12 protein-coding genes and 3 tRNA genes are annotated in these 18,583 nt (G+C 55.5%); 7 read left to right on the forward strand and 8 right to left on the reverse strand.

The window, feature by feature from the left end:
* The first annotated feature begins 3 nt into the window (after window positions 1-3).
* The 4 genes from J3348_RS11655 to J3348_RS11670 all read left to right on the forward strand — a co-directional run bounded on the left by J3348_RS11655 (window position 4) and on the right by J3348_RS11670 (window position 6,150).
* Window positions 4-2,622: an LPXTG cell wall anchor domain-containing protein gene (locus J3348_RS11655; RefSeq protein WP_207699041.1), complete on the forward strand. Its 2,619-nt coding sequence runs from the start codon at window positions 4-6 to the stop codon at window positions 2,620-2,622.
* Window positions 2,623-2,725: 103 nt separating this feature from the next.
* Window positions 2,726-4,345: a SpaH/EbpB family LPXTG-anchored major pilin gene (locus J3348_RS11660; protein WP_242702976.1), complete on the forward strand. Its 1,620-nt coding sequence runs from the start codon at window positions 2,726-2,728 to the stop codon at window positions 4,343-4,345.
* Between the two features lie 79 nt (window positions 4,346-4,424).
* Window positions 4,425-5,270: a class C sortase gene (locus tag J3348_RS11665; protein WP_207699042.1), complete on the forward strand. Its 846-nt coding sequence runs from the start codon at window positions 4,425-4,427 to the stop codon at window positions 5,268-5,270.
* The gene (locus tag J3348_RS11670) at window positions 5,257-6,150 is read left to right on the forward strand and encodes a SpaA isopeptide-forming pilin-related protein (protein WP_207699043.1); all 894 of its coding nucleotides are present in this window, start codon (window positions 5,257-5,259) and stop codon (window positions 6,148-6,150) included. The genes J3348_RS11665 and J3348_RS11670 overlap by 14 nt, the downstream gene beginning before the upstream one ends.
* A 79-nt stretch (window positions 6,151-6,229) precedes the next feature.
* Here J3348_RS11670 and J3348_RS11675 read toward each other — a convergent pair whose 3' ends face one another.
* From J3348_RS11675 to J3348_RS11700, 6 genes are all read right to left on the reverse strand, one after another.
* Entirely contained in the window at window positions 6,230-8,380 is a 2,151-nt protein-coding gene (locus J3348_RS11675) for a polyribonucleotide nucleotidyltransferase (protein WP_207699044.1), read from the reverse strand.
* Between the two features lie 277 nt (window positions 8,381-8,657).
* The gene (gene rpsO / locus J3348_RS11680; protein ID WP_005933138.1) at window positions 8,658-8,912 is read right to left on the reverse strand and encodes a 30S ribosomal protein S15; all 255 of its coding nucleotides are present in this window, start codon (window positions 8,910-8,912) and stop codon (window positions 8,658-8,660) included.
* A 158-nt stretch (window positions 8,913-9,070) separates the two neighbouring features.
* Window positions 9,071-9,910 carry a CPBP family intramembrane glutamic endopeptidase gene (locus tag J3348_RS11685; RefSeq protein WP_097773897.1) on the reverse strand — a complete coding sequence of 280 codons (840 nt, stop codon included), beginning with the start codon at window positions 9,908-9,910 and terminating at the stop codon, window positions 9,071-9,073.
* Between the two features lie 108 nt (window positions 9,911-10,018).
* Window positions 10,019-11,629 (reverse strand): glycosyltransferase family 39 protein, encoded by a 1,611-nt coding sequence (locus J3348_RS11690; protein WP_044954163.1) that lies wholly within the window; start codon window positions 11,627-11,629, stop codon window positions 10,019-10,021.
* Window positions 11,630-11,907: 278 nt separating this feature from the next.
* Window positions 11,908-11,983: transfer RNA gene (locus J3348_RS11695), tRNA-Pro, on the reverse strand.
* 34 nt (window positions 11,984-12,017) lie between these two features.
* Window positions 12,018-12,091, reverse strand: a tRNA-Gln gene (locus J3348_RS11700).
* Between the two features lie 280 nt (window positions 12,092-12,371).
* Between J3348_RS11700 and J3348_RS11705 the strand changes: the two genes are divergently transcribed.
* On the forward strand, window positions 12,372-13,451 hold the full coding sequence (locus J3348_RS11705; protein WP_097776657.1) for an ATP-dependent 6-phosphofructokinase: 1,080 nt from the start codon (window positions 12,372-12,374) through the stop codon (window positions 13,449-13,451).
* Window positions 13,452-13,744: 293 nt separating this feature from the next.
* Here the strand turns inward: J3348_RS11705 and J3348_RS11710 are convergent, their stop codons facing one another.
* Entirely contained in the window at window positions 13,745-14,740 is a 996-nt protein-coding gene (locus tag J3348_RS11710; RefSeq protein WP_207699045.1) for a D-isomer specific 2-hydroxyacid dehydrogenase family protein, read from the reverse strand.
* Between the two features lie 208 nt (window positions 14,741-14,948).
* Here J3348_RS11710 and pepT point away from each other — a divergent pair, with 208 nt between their 5' ends.
* Window positions 14,949-16,166 (forward strand): peptidase T, encoded by a 1,218-nt coding sequence (gene pepT / locus J3348_RS11715; protein WP_005945298.1) that lies wholly within the window; start codon window positions 14,949-14,951, stop codon window positions 16,164-16,166.
* 399 nt (window positions 16,167-16,565) lie between these two features.
* Here the strand turns inward: pepT and J3348_RS11720 are convergent, their stop codons facing one another.
* On the reverse strand, window positions 16,566-17,951 hold the full coding sequence (locus J3348_RS11720) for a potassium transporter TrkG (RefSeq protein ID WP_207699046.1): 1,386 nt from the start codon (window positions 17,949-17,951) through the stop codon (window positions 16,566-16,568).
* A gap of 372 nt (window positions 17,952-18,323) precedes the next feature.
* On the opposite strand from J3348_RS11720, the gene J3348_RS11725 reads away from it, so the two are divergent.
* A tRNA-Arg gene (locus J3348_RS11725) sits at window positions 18,324-18,397 on the forward strand.
* Window positions 18,398-18,583: the final 186 nt, after the last annotated feature.

The following is an 18,583-nucleotide window of genomic DNA, read 5'->3' on the forward strand; positions in this document are numbered from 1 at the left end:
ATCATGCGGGATATTGTGAAAGAATATCAGAAAAAGTTCCGTCGGAACCACCAGCGCGCCAGACGCTATACTGCGCTGCTGCTGGCACTGGCGCTTACCACCAGCCTGTTCGTGAACTGGCAGCTGCACGGCGTGGGCATTGCCAAAACGGCCGAATATCTGTGCGGTGAGTTGGAGCACGAGCACACCGCTGCCTGCTATGAAAAGCAGCTGGTGTGCGGCTATGAGGAAGGCGAACCGGAGGACTGGAACGCCACCATGACGGACGACGGCATGTCTTTTGATGATACATTCGACATGGATGATGATGCGTCCGGCGTGGATGCGGATGATCCCGACATTGCAGCCTATTCCGCAGAGCCGGAGTACATCTTTGTGCCCCATGAGCACACCGACGACTGCTACCAGGAAGTGCAGGAGCTGACCTGCCGGGAAGAAGAGCACGAGCACACCGACGACTGCTTTGACCCCGAGGACGGCAGCCTGATCTGTGATCTGTTCGAGCACACCCACGACGACAGCTGCTACACCACCACCTATGAGCTGGTGTGCGGTCTGGAAGAGGGCGAGCTTGTAGAAGAAGTGAACCCTGATTATGACCCGGTGGCCCTGTTTGAGGAGCCGGTGGCCGCAAAGCCCGTGGTGGTCGATCCTGTAACCGAGACCCCGGTGCACCACCACACCGATGCCTGCTACGAGGAAGTGCTGGTCTGCGGCCTGCCGGAGCATCACCACACGGTGAACTGCCTGTCCGACCCGCTGGACGGCACGCAGGACGAGGACGACTGGCTGGACAAGACTGGCACTGCCCTGACCGGCATGTGGAACGAAGACCTGCTCACCGTGGCACAGGGTCAACTGGGCTATGAGCAGAGCGAGAAAAACTTTAAGCTGGACGATGCCGACGGCACCACCGTACATTATTATACCCGCTACGGTGCATGGTACGGCAATTCCTACGGTTCGTGGGATGTAATGTTCCTCTCCTACTGCCTGAACTATGCCGGCATCCCCCAGAGCGCGATCCCGCAGGTTTCCAGCGTACTGTCTTTGCACAGCCAGCTGCGCAGCGTGCTGTACAACGAAGAGACCGGCAGCGGCTATGCCATGGATTTTGACGGTGATCTGCCGTCTGATGCCGCAATGCCCGGTGATATCGTCATTTACAATGGCACCGTGACCAAGGCTGTGGCCGTGGAAAGCCAGCCGTTGCAGGTGCAGGATGATTCCGCCGATGCCGACATTGCCCTGCTCTCCATGGATGCTGCGGCCACCACCGACACCGCGCCCCACATTGAGGAATACACCGTGGATACCAGCACCGTTGGCATCGTGAGCGATGTGGACGAAGATTTCGGCACCCTGACCGTGATCTCCGGCGATGTGGATGGCAAGGTGGCTGAAGTCACGCTGAATGCTTCGCAGGTGACAACGCTGGTGTCTGTGGCAAATGCGCAGCAGGCCGATTACGGCGTTGCTACGCCGGATTTCAAAGTCGAAGATGACGCAGGTGCCATTACCACCATCAAAGGTCTGGATGCACTGGATTACCTCACTGCTCTGACGGTGCAGCGCAAGAATGGCACTGAATACGAGGATACCAACGTCACCACCATTTCGGAGCTTCTGCACAGCAGCCTGACCGTCACAGATATCCCGGCCCAAGCGATCCAGAAAAACGGCTACTGTGTCCATGTTAAGCTGCCCAAGAGCTTTGATGTGCTGAACGATGAGCTTATCTCCGGCAAACTGGAAGATACCGGCAATTATGGCACCTGCGGCAGCTACCAGCTGCTCAAGGGGAATGACGGCTGCTGGTACGCCGTGCTGCGGTACGACCAAAACTATATCCAGCAGAAAGAGGAGGCAGCCGCAGGCGCGGATACTTCCGATGCCAAGGTCACCAGCAACGTTGCCTTCAATTTCCAGTGGAACCAGAGCGAGGTCACCAGCAGCGGCTTTAATCAGATCGAGGTCAACAAAGATTACGCCCTTGATATCACCATCAACCCGGATAAAACCCCCGATGAGGATAAAAAAGACGATAAGAACTATGACCTTAACCAGAGCGTGAAGGACCCGCGCTACAATGGCAGCGATGCCTACCTGGATTACACTGTTACGCTTGTGGTCAAGAACGAACAGGCCGGCCCGCTGACGCTTGCGGACAGCATGACCCTGCCCACCGGCGTAACCGCCGAATATGTCGAAGACTCGCTCCAGCTCAGCATGAAAGAAGACGATACAGCGCTCCGCATCACTTGGGAAGATGATAATGGTGAGCGCAAGATCACCTTGGGTTCTGCCGGTTCCCCCATTGCCGCAGGCACCTATTCTATCTGCTACACCGTCAAGCTGAAGGACGTTGGCGAAACGGCTGTTGACGGTGAAGTAATCAATAACATCAAGATTCTGGACACGACCATCAGCGATGATGCCGAAGAGTCGGTAAAAACCGACAGCCTTGTGATCACCAGTCAGGCCGATCCGTCCGACTACGAACTTCCCTCTACCGGCGGGGCCGGTACCAAACTGTATACAGCAGGCGGCGGTGCGCTGATGCTTGCCGCTCTGGTGTGCGGGGTTTGCAGAAAGCGCAGACGCGAAAGGGGGGCACGTTAAAAAGCCTGCATCCTTCCTGACACGGCGGCAAAATTGATTCTGCGCCGGAAGCAGACCCTGAAAATAGGAATCAGAAAAACTTGAAAGGAGACTTTCGCAAATCATGATGAAGAAAGTAATCAAAAAGCTGCTGGCCGCACTGCTGGCAGTTGCCATGGTGTGCGCCATGGCGATCCCGGCGTTTGCAGAAAACAGTGAGGGGGACGTCGACTCACATCACACTTACAGCGCTTTCCAGATCTTCAAGGGTGATGTTGAGGGTAATAATATTAAAGACTTTAAGATTTCCAACGTTGATTGGGGCAGCAACATCATCAATAATTCTGATGATTTTCTGAACAAATTGAGGGAAGCTGATCATATCGGCCCTCTGTTTACCAATGCCAAATCTGCTCAGGAAGTTCTTGCGGTTATCAGCCAATGGCATGATTCCGATGATTACAGCATCGCTTTCGCGCGTTTTGTATGCCACTATCTCTACTCGAATGATGCAAACCCGACATACGTCGTTCGAGCTGGTAGCAATGCCCTCACCATTCCCGAGGCCAAGGCAGGTTATTATCTGTTCGTTGATACTACCGACTTTTCCAAAGACGATTCCTATCATTCCTACAATTCCTTCCTGCTGATGGTTACCAAAGGAAACTGGAACGTTCCAATTACGCCTAAGGCCGAAAAGCCCACTGTTGAGAAGAAAGTTTATGACAATCCGGATGGCACCAGCACAGGAGGTTTTGGTTCCAGCGCTGACCATGCGATCAACGAAAAGTTCCAGTTCCAGCTGACCGCTACCTTGCCCGACAGCACTAACCGTGCTTACGATTACTATGATAAGTACTCGGTTATCTTTCATGATACCCTGTCCGATGGCATTACTTATGACAAAGATGACGAACTCGATAGTGTAGTCATTAAATCCAATGGCAACACCTATAATATCACCGATTCTTCGAAGTATACCATTGATACTACCGATCTTGAAAGTCAAAACTCTTTTGTGGTAAACATTGATGTTAAGGCCTGTGCCAAAGACGCAGGGTTTGATTTGAATGACGGCGCTACGATTACGGTTACCTACACTGCACACCTGAACGACAAAGCCTATGTCAATACTGCAGGTGGTTCTACTAGTAACATAAATAAAGTTTATCTTACCTATTCCAACAATCCCAAAGACGAGTCATCCATTGGTAAAACTCCCGAAAGCACTCCAGTCTATGTGTACACCTACCAGCTGAACAACACCAAGCATCAGGACACTGAGAAAGGTCCCGCACTGGAGGGTGCATGCTTCCGTCTGTACAGCGATGAAGCTTGCACTGATCAAAGTGAAGTACAACTCTACCAGAAAGACGGCTTCTACTACCCCATCAAGGACGTACTCGGTAAAGAAGCTGTTGAAATGAAATCTGCCGCTAATGGCACGTTCAACGTTAAGGGTCTGGACGCAGGTACTTACTACCTGAAGGAGATCACCCCTCCTGACGGTTACAGTGCCTGCAAAGTAATCCCAGTGACCATCAAAGCAGACCACTCCAGAAATGATCAGGTTAATCTTGAAGGCTCCAACCTGACGAATGATATCGTCAACATAAAAGCCGGCGGCATTACCCTGCCCTCCACCGGCGGCATCGGCACTACCATCTTCTATGTGGTCGGCGGCGGCCTGATGGTTGCGGCCATCGTTCTGCTGGTCACCAAGAAGCGCATGGAGAACAAGTAAGCTCCATTTCCCCCAAGAACCCGGAGCAAAGGGGCCGCAAGGCCCCCGCTCCTATCCTTATAACATTAGGGAGTAGCCCATGAAAAAGAACAAAAGCACTATCATCCTGATCCTCGTCTTTTTCGTGGGTCTATCCGTGATGTTATACCCCACCCTCAGCGATTACGTCAACCAGCTGCATCAGTCCCGTGCTGTGGCCACCTATGCCGAGGATGTGGACAATCTGACCGATGCCGACTACAGCGCCTATTTCGAGGCGGCAGATGCGTTCAATGCGCAGATCGCCGCCGACCCGGACGCTTTGTATTTCCCGCAGCGCTTTCCCACCTACGAAAGCACGCTGGATGTCACCGGCACCGGCATCATGGGCTACATCACCATTGAAAAGATCGGTGTGGAGCTGCCCATCTACCACGGCACCAGCGATGGCGTGCTGCAGATCGCCGCAGGCCACTTGGAGGGCACCAGCCTGCCGGTGGGCGGCGGCAGCACCCACGCGGTCATTTCGGCCCACCGCGGCCTGCCCAGCGCCAAGCTGTTCACCAATCTGGACCAGCTGGAAGTGGGCGACACCTTCACCATCACGGTGCTGGACCGGGTGCTGACCTATGAGGTGGACAACATCTCCATCGTTCTGCCCACCGAGACGGACAACCTCAAGGTGGTGGACGGTAAGGATTACGTCACCCTGATGACCTGCACCCCCTACGGCATCAACTCCCACCGCCTTCTGGTGCGCGGACGCCGCATCGAAACGCCGGACAAGCTCAAGCACATCCGTGTAACAGCCGATGCCATCAAGATCGAACCGATCATCACAGCTCCCATCATGGCACTGCCCCTGCTGCTGGTGCTGCTGCTCTGGCTGCTGTTCTCCAACCGCAAACGCAAATCTACAAGAGGTGAAAAACATGAAACGCACTGATCTCAAAAAGCACGCTGCGGCCCTGCTTTTGGTGCTGTGCCTTCTGGTAACAAGTGCGCTGCCTGCCCTTGCCACCAGCGCAAACATCAAGCTGGTGGACAGCAGCGGCAATCCCACTACCGGCACCATCCGCGTTACGCTGTACGACAGCGCCAACGATAAGGCGCTGAGCGGCGGCAAGCTCACTTTGTACCGTGTGGCCGAGGTAAAGCGCCAAAACGGCAACCTGAGCTATGAATACTGCGGCGATTTCTACGGCTGCGGCATTGCGCTGGGTGATTTGACCGACAGCACCCTTGCGGCCCAGCTGCAGGAGTATCTGCCCCAAAGCGCCGAGGGCACCACAAAGACCATTGATGCGGACGGCAGCGTAACCTTCCGTGGTCTGGAGCTGGGCCTGTATCTGATCGTGCAGACCGAGGCTTCCAAGGGCTATGAGCCGATCAATCCGTTCCTTGTCTCTCTGCCCATGGCGGAGGATGGCAAGTGGAATTATACGGTGGATGCCAGCCCCAAGGTGGGTGCTTACACCCCCACCAAGCCGGACACGCCGCCTACGCCCCCTACCCCGCCTACGCCCGATTATCCTGATACGCCTACCCCGCCGGACAACCCGGATAACCCGGTCTCTCCCGGTAATCCGGACAATCCCGTGGCTCCGGGCCACCCGGACAATCCCGTGGCTCCGGGCCATCCGGATCATCCGGTAGCACCCGGTAATCCAGACAGCCCCGTTCTGCCGGGCCACCCGGATAACCCGGCAATGAGCGGTCTGCCGCAGACCGGTCAGCTGAACTGGCCCGTGCCGGTGCTGGCTGTCAGTGGTGTGGTGCTGTTTGCATTCGGCTGGGCGCTGGATCGCAAATACCGCACAGTATAATTTTCTTCTGATACAACAAAAAGGACCCGATGCATCTGCATCGGGTCCTCTTTTTCGGTTTCTTTTATGCAGTCAGGGTTTACTGCTGCTGTGCCTGCTGCTCGGCGCGCTTGGCTTCCAGCGCCAGAATGGCATCGCGGCGGCTCAGGTTGATACGGCCCTGCTGGTCGATGTCGGTCACCTTGACCACGATGGCATCGCCCACAGCCACCACATCCTCCACGCGCTCCACACGCTTGGTGTCCAGCTTGGAGATGTGAACCAGACCTTCCTTGCCCGGTGCGATCTCAACGAAGGCACCAAAGTTCATCAGGCGGGTCACTTTACCCTTGTAGATGGCACCGATCTCGGGGTCCTCCACAATGGTCTTGATGGTAAAGATGGCGCGCTTTGCGTCCTCCTGATCCACAGCAGAGACGAACACATGGCCGTCCTCCTGCACGTCGATCTTGCAGTTGCAGGTAGCGCAGATGTCCTGAATGACCTTGCCGCCCTTACCGATCACGTCCTTGATCTTATCGGTGGGGATCATCATGCTGAACATCTTGGGTGCGTAGCGGCTCAGTTCATGGCGAGGTTCTGCGATCACCGGCTTGATGATCTCGTCCAGAATATACAGGCGGCCCTTGCGGCACTTCTCAAAGGCCTCGGCAATGATGTCGTAGGTCAGGCCATCGATCTTGATGTCCATCTGGATGGCAGTGATGCCCTTGCGGGTGCCGCCCACCTTGAAGTCCATATCGCCGTGGAAGTCCTCCACGCCCTGAATGTCCAGCATGGTCATCCAGCGGTCACCCTCGGTGATCAGACCACAGGAAATGCCGGCAACGGGTGCTTTGATGGGCACGCCTGCATCCATCAGGGCCAGCGTAGAGCCGCAGATGGATGCCTGAGAGGTGGAGCCATTGGAAGAGAGCACCTCAGACACGCAGCGGATGGTATAGGGGAACTCTTCCAGAGAGGGCAGCACGGGCACCAGAGCACGCTCTGCCAGTGCGCCATGGCCGATCTCGCGGCGGCCGGGGCTGCGCGGTGCGCGGGCCTCGCCCACAGAGTACGGCGGGAAATTGTAGTGATGGATATAGCGCTTGGTCTGCTCGTCGGTCAGGTCGTCCATGAGCTGGTTGTCCTTGGTGCCGCCCAGAGTGCAGGTGGTGAGCACCTGCGTCTGGCCGCGGGTGAACATGCCGGAGCCGTGCACGCGGGGCAGGATACCCACTTCGGCAGCCAGCGGGCGGATCTCGTTGATGCCGCGGCCGTCCACGCGCTTGCCCTCGTCCAGCAGCCAGCGGCGCACCACGAACTTCTGCATCTTGTAGCTGACCAGATCAAGGTCTGCAGCGGTCAGATCGGGGTACTCCTCGGCGATCTTGTCCATGATGGGCAGCAGAGCGGCATCGCGCACATTCTTGTCGTCGGTGTCCATAGCGGCCTTGAAGTCGTCCAGATACTTGTTCTGGATGGCGTGGAACACGTCCATATCCAGACCCACCACCTGAAAATCGATCTTCGGCTTACCGCGCTCGGCCACGATGCGGTTGATGAACTCGATGATCTTTTTGATCTCCACGTGAGCGGCCTTGATGGCGTTCAGCATGGTGTCCTCGTCCACCTCGTTGGCACCGGCCTCGATCATGACGATCTTATCCATGGTGGCGGCAACGGTCAGGGCAAGGTCGCTCACCTTGCGCTGTTCCTGCGTGGGGTTCAGCACGATCTCGCCGTCCACCAGACCCACCTGCACGCCGCCGATGGGGCCGTTCCACGGGATGTCGGACACGGCAGTGACCAGAGAAGCACCGATCATACCGGCGATCTCAGGGCTGCAGTCGGGGTCCAGACTCATGACGGTCATGGTGATGCACACGTCGTTGCGCATTTCCTTGGGGAACAGCGGGCGCATGGGGCGGTCCACCACGCGGCTGGTCAGGATGGCGCGCTCACCGGGGCGGCCCTCACGGCGCATAAAGCTGCCGGGGATGCGGCCTGCGGCGTAGAGCTTTTCCTCATACTCCACGTTCAGCGGGAAGAAATCCACGCCTTCGCGGGGCTTGGGGCTCATGACCACATTGCACAGAACGCAGGTCTCGCCGTAGCGGATCAGCGCACTGGCGTTGGACAGACCGCACATTTTGCCCATTTCTACCTTGAACGGGCGGCCTGCCAGCATGGTCTCGTAGACCTTGTAGTTCTCAAAGGTCTCTCTGCGGGAACCAAATTCAATTGCCATTGTTTTTGCCTCCTTGTTTTTTCGGATTTTTTCTATCCAAAAGGCGGTGGCACGCGCATCATAGCAATAAATCCAGCGTCCGTGCCGTTCACATCCGGTTTTGTTTGAGATATTTCCCCCACCGGGGGAATGTCTCTGCCGTTGATGTGAGCCGTCCGCGCCATGAAAAAGCATTCGGGGCACAGGCGTTCGATTTACTGCTGCAATACGCAGCCGCTGCCATTTGTATACAAAAGCAAAAGGCAGGCACCTTTGCGGTACCTGCCCTCTGTTTAAATTACTTACGCAGACCCAGAGTTGCGATCAGAGCACGGTAACGCTCGATGTCCTTCTTCTGGAGATAAGCCAGCAGATTGCGGCGGCGGCCAACCATCTTCATCAGGCCGCGGCGGCTGTGGTGATCGTTCGGGTTCTTCTTCAGGTGCTCGTTCAGCTCGTTGATGTGAGCGGTCAGCAGAGCGACCTGCACTTCGGGAGAGCCAGTGTCCTTCTCGGTCAGAGCGACTTTGGCCATAACTTCCTGCTTGTTCATAGTTACATACCTCTTTATAAAATTTTATGTGCCAATGGAACAGCGGCGGGAAACGGCATTCCCAAAAAGCGGGCATACTCCCAACCCCGTACCACGGTAACAGATACAGTATACCAGAACCCTGTGCAAAATGCAAGGATATTTTTTGCATCCTGCCTTTATTTTTTTACGTACTGGTGCCAGTACAGCTGTACCTCCGGCAGCTTCTTTTTGCGCAGCAGAACTGCGGTGGGGATCAGATACAGCAGCACCGAAAGCAGCATGGATGCATCGTAGCCGCTCACCGCATCGGCCACGGTAGTGGTGCCGTACAGCCCACCGATGAGCATGGACGAAATATCCATGGCACCATGCAGGAATACCGTCACCCACAAATTGCCGGTGCGGAAGTAGATTGCCGCAAAAAGAGTGCCCAGCGATGCTGCAAACACGCACTGCATCAGCACACCGAAGGGTGCCGAACTGAGGATATTGGTCAGGTGCGCCGCACCAAACAGCACACCGGACAAAAGGCAGGCCTTCCACACACCGGCGCGGCTGGTGCCAAAGTGCTCCAGCAGGGTCTGGGCAATGACACCGCGGAAGATGAATTCCTCGGCCACACCCACCATGGCCATGCTGACAAGGAAGGTGCCGATGCGTGCCGCAGGCTGCAACACGCCGTTCTCCGGCCGGCCCAGCACCAGCGACCCAAAGGCATTGTAGCCAATGAACACCAGCGGGTACATGCCCACCAGCAGGCCATTGAAAAAGCCGCTGCCGCGGCGGCGCAGCAGCCCAGCACGGTCTGTCCGTACCAGAAACAGCACTGCCACCATGGCCCCCACCAGCTCCTGCAGAGTGCTGTAGAGGTATGTATCAATGGACGCAAAATCCGCCCGAAAAAGAACCAATGCAATGGTAAAGACAAGATCTGTTACGAACAGGCTTGCCAGAAAGACCACTTCTGCCAGAACGCAGAATAAGATCGGGTGCGCTTTGCGCAGTCGTTTGAGCATGGGATACCCTCCTGAATCGTTGATGGTACTATTCTAGCACACTTTACCTTAAAACGATATAGCACGCGCAAAAAAGGCAGTTTTCCCTTCTGCTGTGCCGCAAAGCGTTCACTTTTTCAAAACAAAGATCTGTTCAAACTCCTGCGTTGCCAGCAGCGAAACATCCTCATAGCCGCCCTGTCGGGCAACGTTCCACGCAGTTTCCATGTTCTGGGCCGTGATCTGCTCCACCTGTTCTGCCGTCACGAACTGCCACAGCCCCCGGCCTCCAATGAACAGCACCAGCGTATCATTTTCGCCGGTGTTATACTGCACCAGCAGCTCACTGGAATCGTCCGGCACCACACAGACCTCCTGAAATTTGAGAAGCTCCTGCACGCCGGAAGTGAAACTGCCAAGGTCCCCGGTAATATCCACGCAGGCGGCCTGACTGTATTGTTCCAGTTCTTTGTCTATCTTATAAGTACCGCTGTACATGCGCTCCGGCTCGATCACAAATGCAAGCACGACCATTGCAAGGCACACGATCTGCAGAATGCGCTTTCTGGTGCCTGCACGCAGCGTATCCAGAATGGAGAAAAGGCCGCAGCCACAAAACAACGCTTCCAGCGGCTGCAGATGGTACACATACCGCAGCGACTTATACGGCGAGATCACCGCGATAACCAGAAATGCAGCAAGCGCCGGGACCGTGATCAGCTTGACATCCCCGGGGATCAGCGTAGTGCCGCGCAACTTGCCCGGCAGCCAGCGCTGTCCCAGCTTCGTCAGGACCAGCACGGCCATAATGCCTGCGCCTACAGCAAAGCCGACGATGCTCCAGCCGATCAGCTCCAGCGGGCCTTTGGGGTACTGCGCCAGATCCAGCAGATTGTTTGCTGTTGACTCCAGCGAAACCGTATCCTGCGAGTGCAGCTGTGCATACCAGCACGGAAAGGTGAGCAGCATTCCGCCAACGCCCGCAAGCGCCGAAAGCGAAAATGCAGCAGCATTTTTCCATTCGCGCCGGAACATCAGGTAAAGGTCATATGCTGCGCACAGCAGGAAGGCATAGACCACAAAGAAATACTGGGTCATCATGCCAAGATAGATGGTTACACCGATCAGAAGATATTTGGGCACAGACGGCCTGCGAAGAGACTTTGCCACCAGCAGCGCAAGCAGGATCGTCAGCAAGGTCATGAGCATATACATGCGCACCATCGTCACATTCGAGATCATTTCACGGTTGAACGCATACAATGCACAGACGAACAATGCTTTTTTCCAGTCTGCAAACAGCTCCATGCCCAGCGCATACAGCGCTGCCAGCGTGCCGCCCAGCAGCACAAAATTCATCCCCAGACCCGTCCATTTTGTAAAGCTGCCCGGAAATAATGAGCACACCGTGTGCAACAAAAAGTAGAACAGCGGCGGATGAACGTCCTGCGTCTGGTTATAGTAGACCGACGCATAGTCGAACCGTGTGCTTCCCTGCGGGGCAACATAATTCAGAAACTCGCTCTGCGTGAACACTGCCTCCGGCAGCTTGCCGTTTGCCACCTGTTCTCCACCATGGAGCCAGCTTAAAAACGGAACATAACTGCTGTTTGCAAGGCCGTAGGAGTAGATCTCATCCAGAAAGAACCCCTCTTTCCGCACAGCCCACCAGCCGCAAAGGCAGATCAGAACGATCACAAAAAGCGCGACCGCCCGTTTTTTCTTTTTTATTTCCTGCATAGTTTCTGTTTTTCCTCGCTTTTTTTGTCCGTTCTGCAGCCAAATATGGCTTTGCTTTTCCAGTATATCATATTTAGAACACAAGTCAAAACTTTTCGGGTTGCAGATCCCGCTGCTCCTAGCAGCATGCACCCTGTTAGACATTCCTAGCCGGTGGAACCCGCGGGCTAAACAAAGCCATACTATGGCTTTGTTTGCGGTGCTTCGCACCGCCGCCCTGTTCAAATCCCGCGCGGAGACAAAAAAGAACCAGTACACGAATGTGTACTGGTTCTTTTTGGTCGGAGCAGCGGGATTTGAACCCACGGCCTCCTCGTCCCGAACGAGGCGCGCTACCAACTGCGCTATGCCCCGAAAATACCGCAGCCAGTTGAGACTGCGGTTTTCTTGGTTGGGGATGAGAGAATCGAACTCCCACAAGTAGAGTCAGAGTCTACCGCACTACCACTATGCAAATCCCCATTATTCAGTTTGTCTGCCGCGCCGTGCGCTGCTGACAAGGGATATTATACTCAAAAGGCCCGCGCTTGTCAACCATTTTTTTATTTTTTCTGCAAAAGTTTTCCCGCTGTTCTCCTGCCCGCAGAAATGCACCGTGGAAGCGTGTAAATTTTCTGCGCTTCTCTTGACAGCAGCCCCCATCCGGAATAATCTTATACTATAAACAGGTAGGTCTCCGGGCAGACTGACTTTGAAAGGCAGAACGCGCGGCGCTGAATACCAAATGAAAGAGGGCTTTTGAATGAAAAAACGTGTTGGAATCCTGACCTCTGGCGGCGACTGTCCGGGTCTGAACGCCACCATCCGCGGCGTAGCAAAAGCACTGTATGCCCGCATGGGCGATAACGTGGAGATCATTGGCATCCTGAACGGATACAGCGGCCTGATCAACGGCGACTACAAGGAGATGTGCGAGGACGATTTCCGCGGCATCCTGACGCTGGGCGGCACCATTCTGGGCACCAAGCGCACCCCCTTTAAAATGATGCGTGTGGTGGAGGACGACAACATTGATAAAGTTGCCGCCATGAAAAAGACCTACAAGGAAGCCAAGCTGGACTGCCTGCTGTGCCTGGGCGGCAATGGCACCCACAAAACCGCAAACCTGCTCTCGCAGGAGGGTCTGAACATCATCGGCCTGCCCAAGACCATTGATAACGATATCTATGGTACCGACGTGACCTTCGGCTTCCACACCGCCGTGGACATTGCCACCGATGTGATCGACCGCATTCACACCACCGCAGGCAGCCACAGCCGCGTGATGTGCATTGAGATCATGGGCAACAAGGCCGGCTGGCTGACGCTGTATTCCGGCATTGCAGGTGGTGCAGATATTATTCTGCTGCCGGAACAGCCCTATGATATCGACCGTGTGTGCTCTGCCGTGGAACGCCGCGCAAAGAAGGGTTCCAACTTTTCCATCATCGCTGTGGCCGAGGGTGCCATCAACTGCGAGGAAGCCGGCATGAAGCGCAAGGAATGGATGGCAAAGCGCGCCGAGGCAGGCTTTGGCACCACCGCCACCAACCGCATTGCACAGGCCGTGCAGAAAAAAACCGGCATGGAGACCCGTGTGTGCATCCCGGGCCACATGCAGCGCGGCGGCAGCCCCAGCGCCTACGACCGTGTGCTGGCCACCCAGTTCGGCAGCTATGCGGCAAAGCTGGTGGAGATCGAGCGCTACGGCGTGACCGTTGCCATGGTGAACCGCCATGTCACCGAGAACCGTCTGGCCGACATTGCAGGCAAGACCCGCAACGTGCCGGAGAACTGCGACCTGCTCACCGTCGCCCGCCGCATGGGCATCAGTCTGGGTTGATTACCATTTGAATGCTCTCCGCTTTGCTCTGAGCATTTTTAGCGGAATAATTATTTTTTATTGGGGATTCCTGAAAATCTGCGGATTTTCAGGAATCCCTTTTTCACCGGAAGGGTCCCAACCGGCAGATGCTTCAAGCAAACGGAATGCCGTTTTCCGCTGCACCCCCTCCCGTGAAAATGCAGATCCCGGCAGACCGCAGTCTGCCGGGATCTGCTCTATTCAGAAATACTGTTTCCGTTGAAGATGGCCAGAGTGCAACGGCGGCCATTCAAAATCGTCTGCCGGACAAATCAAAGGTCCGTCACATCATGCCGGGTGGGCTGGCCTTTTTCAAAGGCAACTGCGCTTTCCAGCACACCGCGCACCATGCTCTCCACATCCTCGTGGGTGTAGAAAGCCGTGTGGTCGGTCAGGATCACATTGGGCATGCTGCGCAAAACCGCCAGCTCCGGGTTTGGGATCACATCGCCCATGCGATTATAATAGTACAGGCCGTTCTCATTTTCCAGCACGTCCAGGCCCGCCGCGCCAATCTTGCCACTTTCCAGCCCGGCGATCAGTGCATCGCTGTCGATCAGCTTGCCGCGGGCGGTGTTGATGATGGTCACGCCCGGCTTCATGCGCTCAATTGCTTTGGTGTCGATGAGATGGTGATTCTCCTCCGTAGCGTTGGTGTGCAGAGTGATGACATCGCTTTCCGCCAGCAGAGTCTCCAGCGGCACATACTCGGCGATCTTCTTTACCTCGTCGTTGGGGTACAGGTCGTAGGCCAGCAGGCGGCAGCCAAAGCCGGACAGATGCTGCAGCACCGTGCGGCCAATGCGGCCTGTACCGATCACACCCACAGTGCAGGTGGAAATATCGCGGCCGATTTTTCCCTGCAGGGAGTAGTCCTGCGCTTCGCCGCGCTTGAGGATGTGCCCTGCCTTGCGCAGGCTCATCAGCATGAGCATAATGGCAAAGTTTGCAACGCCGTTTGGCGGGTAGTCCACATTTGCCACCTTCATGCCCAGTTCCCGGGCCGTCTCGCGGTCTACGTGGTCATAGCCGATGGAACGGCAGCAGATGGACTTTACTCCTAGCTCGTGAAACCGCTTGACCATGGGCGCGCTCATATCACAGGGCGTTACCGACACGGCATCATAGCCCTTTGCCAGTTCAGCGTTTTCCAGCGCGGGATACTCCTGCGTAGAGCCAAACTCAACGTCCAACTGCGGTGCCAGCCGCTGCGCGATGCCCAGCTCATCGTAGGGGCGCAGGGTGTAAAAAAAGACTTTTGTTGCCATAAAACTTCCCTCCCGGCTTATTTTGTACCTATTGTAGCACGTTCTGCACAGATGGATGCATTTTGCTGCATGAATTTTGTTCACCTTAAAAATGAGGATTCATCTTTTCATATGAATACGCGCAAAACAGTTGTAAATTGTCGGAAAAGAGGGTATGATAAAGGAACTGAGAAGTATACATCACTGAAATATAAAAGGAGTGTGCCTTATGCGCGCTTATGAACGGCTTTTGAATTATGTCCGGGTGCATACCACCTCGGACGAAAACTCCGGTACGCACCCTTCCGCTGAACGGGAGTTTGACCTTGCCCGCCAGCTGGTGGATGAGATGAAGGCCCTTGGCATGGAGGATGCCCATGTGGACGAGCACTGCTACGTCTATGGCACCCTGCCTGCCACGCCCGGCTGTGAGGATCAACACGCTCTGGGCCTGATCGCCCACATGGACACTGCCGACGATGCCAGCGGTGAGAATGTGCAGCCCGTTGTGTGGGAAAACTACAACGGCGGCGACGTAACTCTGCCCGCCACCGGCATGGTGATGAAGCCCTCTGTGTTCCCCTTCCTTACTTCCATGAAGGGCGAGACCCTCATCACCTCAGACGGTACCACCCTGCTGGGTGCCGACGATAAGGCCGGTATTGCCGAAATTTTGACCGCTGTTGAGACCATTCAGGAAAAAGGCCTGCCCCACGGCAAGCTGTGTATCGCCTTTACTCCGGATGAAGAGATCGGCGAGGGTGCAGAGCTGTTCGATATTCCGGGCTTCGGTGCCGACTTTGCCTATACGGTGGACGGCGGCGATGCCGGCTCCATTGAGTACGAGAACTTCAACGCCGCTTCCGCCACCGTGACCATCCGCGGCTTCTCGGTGCACCCGGGCACCGCCAAGGACACCATGATCAACGCTTCCAATGTGGCCATGGAGTTTCATCAGGCGCTGCCCATCACCGCCCGCCCCGAAACGACCGAGGGCCGGCAGGGCTTCTACCACCTGTGCCAGATGTACGGCGATGTGACCACCGCAAAGCTGGGCTACATCCTGCGCGACCACGATGCCGCAAAGCTACAGTTCAAGAAGGACAACATGCTGGATATTGCCGAATTTTTGAACGGAAAGTACGGCGAAGGCACTGTGACCGTGGAGATCAAGGACAGCTACCGCAACATGCTGGAAAAAATCAAGCCGCATTTCCACTTAGTAGAGACCGCCCGCAAGGCCACCCGCATGGCCGGGCTGGAACCGGAAGAAATTCCGGTGCGCGGCGGCACCGACGGTGCTATGCTGAGCTGGAAAGGCCTGCCCTGCCCCAATCTGGGCACCGGCGGCTTCAATTTCCACGGCGTATGCGAGTGCATCACCGCTGAGCGCATGGACCGCTGCACTGAGATCTTGCTGAACATCATAAAGCTGTACGCAGAGTAAATTTTATTTTTCAATATACAAAAAAGTGGGTGCTATTTTCGGATAGCACCCACTTTTGTTATACTCTGACGCTTATCTCTACGACTCCACTCGTGAAAATGCATTTGGAGCAGCCCTGCGGTTGCGTAGCAATGAAAGCCCCAGTGGGGCTTTCAAGCAGGCGAGCGGTCTGCGTTAGCAGATGGAAGGGATTCGCCCTGACAAGCGTCAGGGCTGCGACAAATGCGAAAAATAAAAATCAAATTCCACTGAACATGCCCAGAGTACAACAACGACGACCGCTGCCTGCGGCAGAAGCAGGGAGGAGTTGTTGGGGCCGCGGCCAGCAAGACACGAATGCCGCTCAAGGCATGAAGTGGATGCTGGGAGCCGCAACTCTAGGAGGGCATTCAAAATCGTTTAACCAACGTTGATATGCCCCACCGGCATGATCTTCCGTTTGTTGTCGTCCGGCTTTGCTGTCAGGCTCATGGCCAGCGACACCGGGCCGACACGGCCCATGAACATGACCAGCATATACAGGATTTTTGCGCCCCGGTTCAGCTGAGCGGTAACGCCCACCGAAAGGCCAACTGTGCCAAAGGCAGAGCAGGACTCGAAAATAGCGTCAATGACCGACACAGCGTCCGAGGTGTTATAGAACACCACCACAGCCGAGCCAACCGCCGCCAGCCCGCCGAGCACGATAATGGTCAAAGCACGATAAACCGTCTTGGACTCGATGTGGTGCTCTGCGATCACACAGTCGTCGCGACCCTGAGCCACACTGCGGATCGTCAGGATGATCACAGCGAACGTAGTCACCTTCACGCCGCCGCCGGTAGAGCCGGGTGCCGCACCAATGAACTGCAGCGCGCTCATCAGCAGTTTGGTGATGGGGCCGCAGGCCGCAAGGTCGATGGTATTCATGCCCGCAGTACGAGTGGACACCGACTGGAACAGTGCCGCCATCAGCTTGCCGGGCACAGAGAGCCCGCCCATGCTGGCAGGATTGTTCCACTCCATCAGCGCGATGAGCGCCGCGCCGCCGAGCCACAGGATCACCGAGAAGCTCAGCACCACCTTGGCCTGCAGGGAAAGCCGGTGCTTTTTGCGGTATTGACCGATCTCCACCCATACCATGAAGCCCAGACCGCCGGAAATGATCATGAACATCACAACGGCCTGAACATAGTAATTGTTCACATAGGGTGCCAGTGAGGAATACTGGCCGAACCGGCCAAACAGATCAAAGCCCGCGTTACAGAAAGCCGAGATGGCCGTGAACACGCTCACCCAGATGCCTTCCAGCCCGAACTGCGGCACAAAGGCGAACAGCAGCAGCACAATGCCAATGCCTTCAAACAGGCCAGCCAGTCCCACCACGATCTTCAGCACGTCCTTGGCCTGCGCATATCCGTCCGCTGAGACGCTTTCTCCCAGCAGCCGCAGATCGCGGAAGCCCATGCGCCGCCGCATAGCCAGCGCGAAGAAGCTGGTGAGGGTGACCAACCCCAGACCACCCACCTGAATGAGCAGCAGGATCACCGCCTGCCCAAAGTAGGTGAACTGGGTCCAGGTATCCCGCACGATCAGACCAGTAACGCAGGTAGCGCTTGTAGCGGTGAACATGGCATCCAGTACATCCAGCCGCCCGTGCTTGCTGGCAACAGGCAGGCTGAGCAGAAAGGTGCCCAGCGCGATCACGATGACAAAGCTCGCACAGATGATCTGCGTAGGCGTATACATCCCCTTGCGCTTGCCCGCCGGGCGGTAAAACAGCTTTTTCCCTTTTGCCTTTTCCATAAGTTCCTCCGCACGCGGCAAAGCCTGCCGCGGCTATTTTCATTTCCTCTATAGCATACACCATTTTGCCCTCCGGTTCAACTTGATTTTATCCGCAAAATGCTGTATTATAATAGGGCATTCGTCTCCGTAGCTCAGATGGATAGAGCGCAAGCCTCCTAAGAATTCGGTCAACCTGATACCTTGGGTGCAGAAGTGATTGCTCTAATCAAAAGCAAGACCGGGAATCAAAGTTTTCTCAACAATTTTTGATGCAACAAGTTTAACACCGTTCCAGTTGCAACGCAGTCGGTCACTTCGGTGTGAAAAGCATTCTGCATATTCGTTTCCAAGTGCGTTGAATTTCAAAAAATCAACGATAATACATAATATGCCTCAGTAGCTTAGCTGGATAAAGCGCCTCCCTCCTAAGGAGGAGACCGCAGGTTCGAATCCTGTCTGGGGTATCCCTTTATGAAAATGCGAAGGTCATTTTTCCATGTGAAAGACGATCTTCGCATTTTTCATTTTGAACCTATCACCAAAATTAGCCAGCTAATGCCATTAGCAGAATTTTCGGTTTCAGCTAATAAAATCAGCTTCCCAGCTAATGAAGCCCCATAAAGCACCTTTTGAACTCTGTTTTCCGGCTC

Source organism: Faecalibacterium sp. Marseille-Q4896 (assembly GCF_017377615.1).
Lineage (GTDB): Bacteria > Bacillota > Clostridia > Oscillospirales > Ruminococcaceae > Faecalibacterium > Faecalibacterium taiwanense.

Excerpts from the sequence above, each read along its gene's own strand:
- J3348_RS11710 (WP_207699045.1), bottom strand. The coding sequence starts at position 14,740 with ATGGCAACAAAAGTCTTTTTTTACACCCTGCGCCCCTACGATGAGCTG.
- J3348_RS11705 (WP_097776657.1), top strand. The coding sequence starts at position 12,372 with ATGAAAAAACGTGTTGGAATCCTGACCTCTGGCGGCGACTGTCCGGGT.
- J3348_RS11665 (WP_207699042.1), top strand. The coding sequence starts at position 4,425 with ATGAAAAAGAACAAAAGCACTATCATCCTGATCCTCGTCTTTTTCGTG.
- J3348_RS11655 (WP_207699041.1), top strand. The coding sequence starts at position 4 with ATGCGGGATATTGTGAAAGAATATCAGAAAAAGTTCCGTCGGAACCAC.
- J3348_RS11720 (WP_207699046.1), bottom strand. The coding sequence starts at position 17,951 with ATGGAAAAGGCAAAAGGGAAAAAGCTGTTTTACCGCCCGGCGGGCAAG.
- pepT (WP_005945298.1), top strand. The coding sequence starts at position 14,949 with ATGCGCGCTTATGAACGGCTTTTGAATTATGTCCGGGTGCATACCACC.
- J3348_RS11670 (WP_207699043.1), top strand. The coding sequence starts at position 5,257 with ATGAAACGCACTGATCTCAAAAAGCACGCTGCGGCCCTGCTTTTGGTG.
- J3348_RS11675 (WP_207699044.1), bottom strand. The coding sequence starts at position 8,380 with ATGGCAATTGAATTTGGTTCCCGCAGAGAGACCTTTGAGAACTACAAG.
- rpsO (WP_005933138.1), bottom strand. The coding sequence starts at position 8,912 with ATGAACAAGCAGGAAGTTATGGCCAAAGTCGCTCTGACCGAGAAGGAC.
- J3348_RS11690 (WP_044954163.1), bottom strand. The coding sequence starts at position 11,629 with ATGCAGGAAATAAAAAAGAAAAAACGGGCGGTCGCGCTTTTTGTGATC.
- J3348_RS11685 (WP_097773897.1), bottom strand. The coding sequence starts at position 9,910 with ATGCTCAAACGACTGCGCAAAGCGCACCCGATCTTATTCTGCGTTCTG.
- J3348_RS11660 (WP_242702976.1), top strand. The coding sequence starts at position 2,726 with ATGATGAAGAAAGTAATCAAAAAGCTGCTGGCCGCACTGCTGGCAGTT.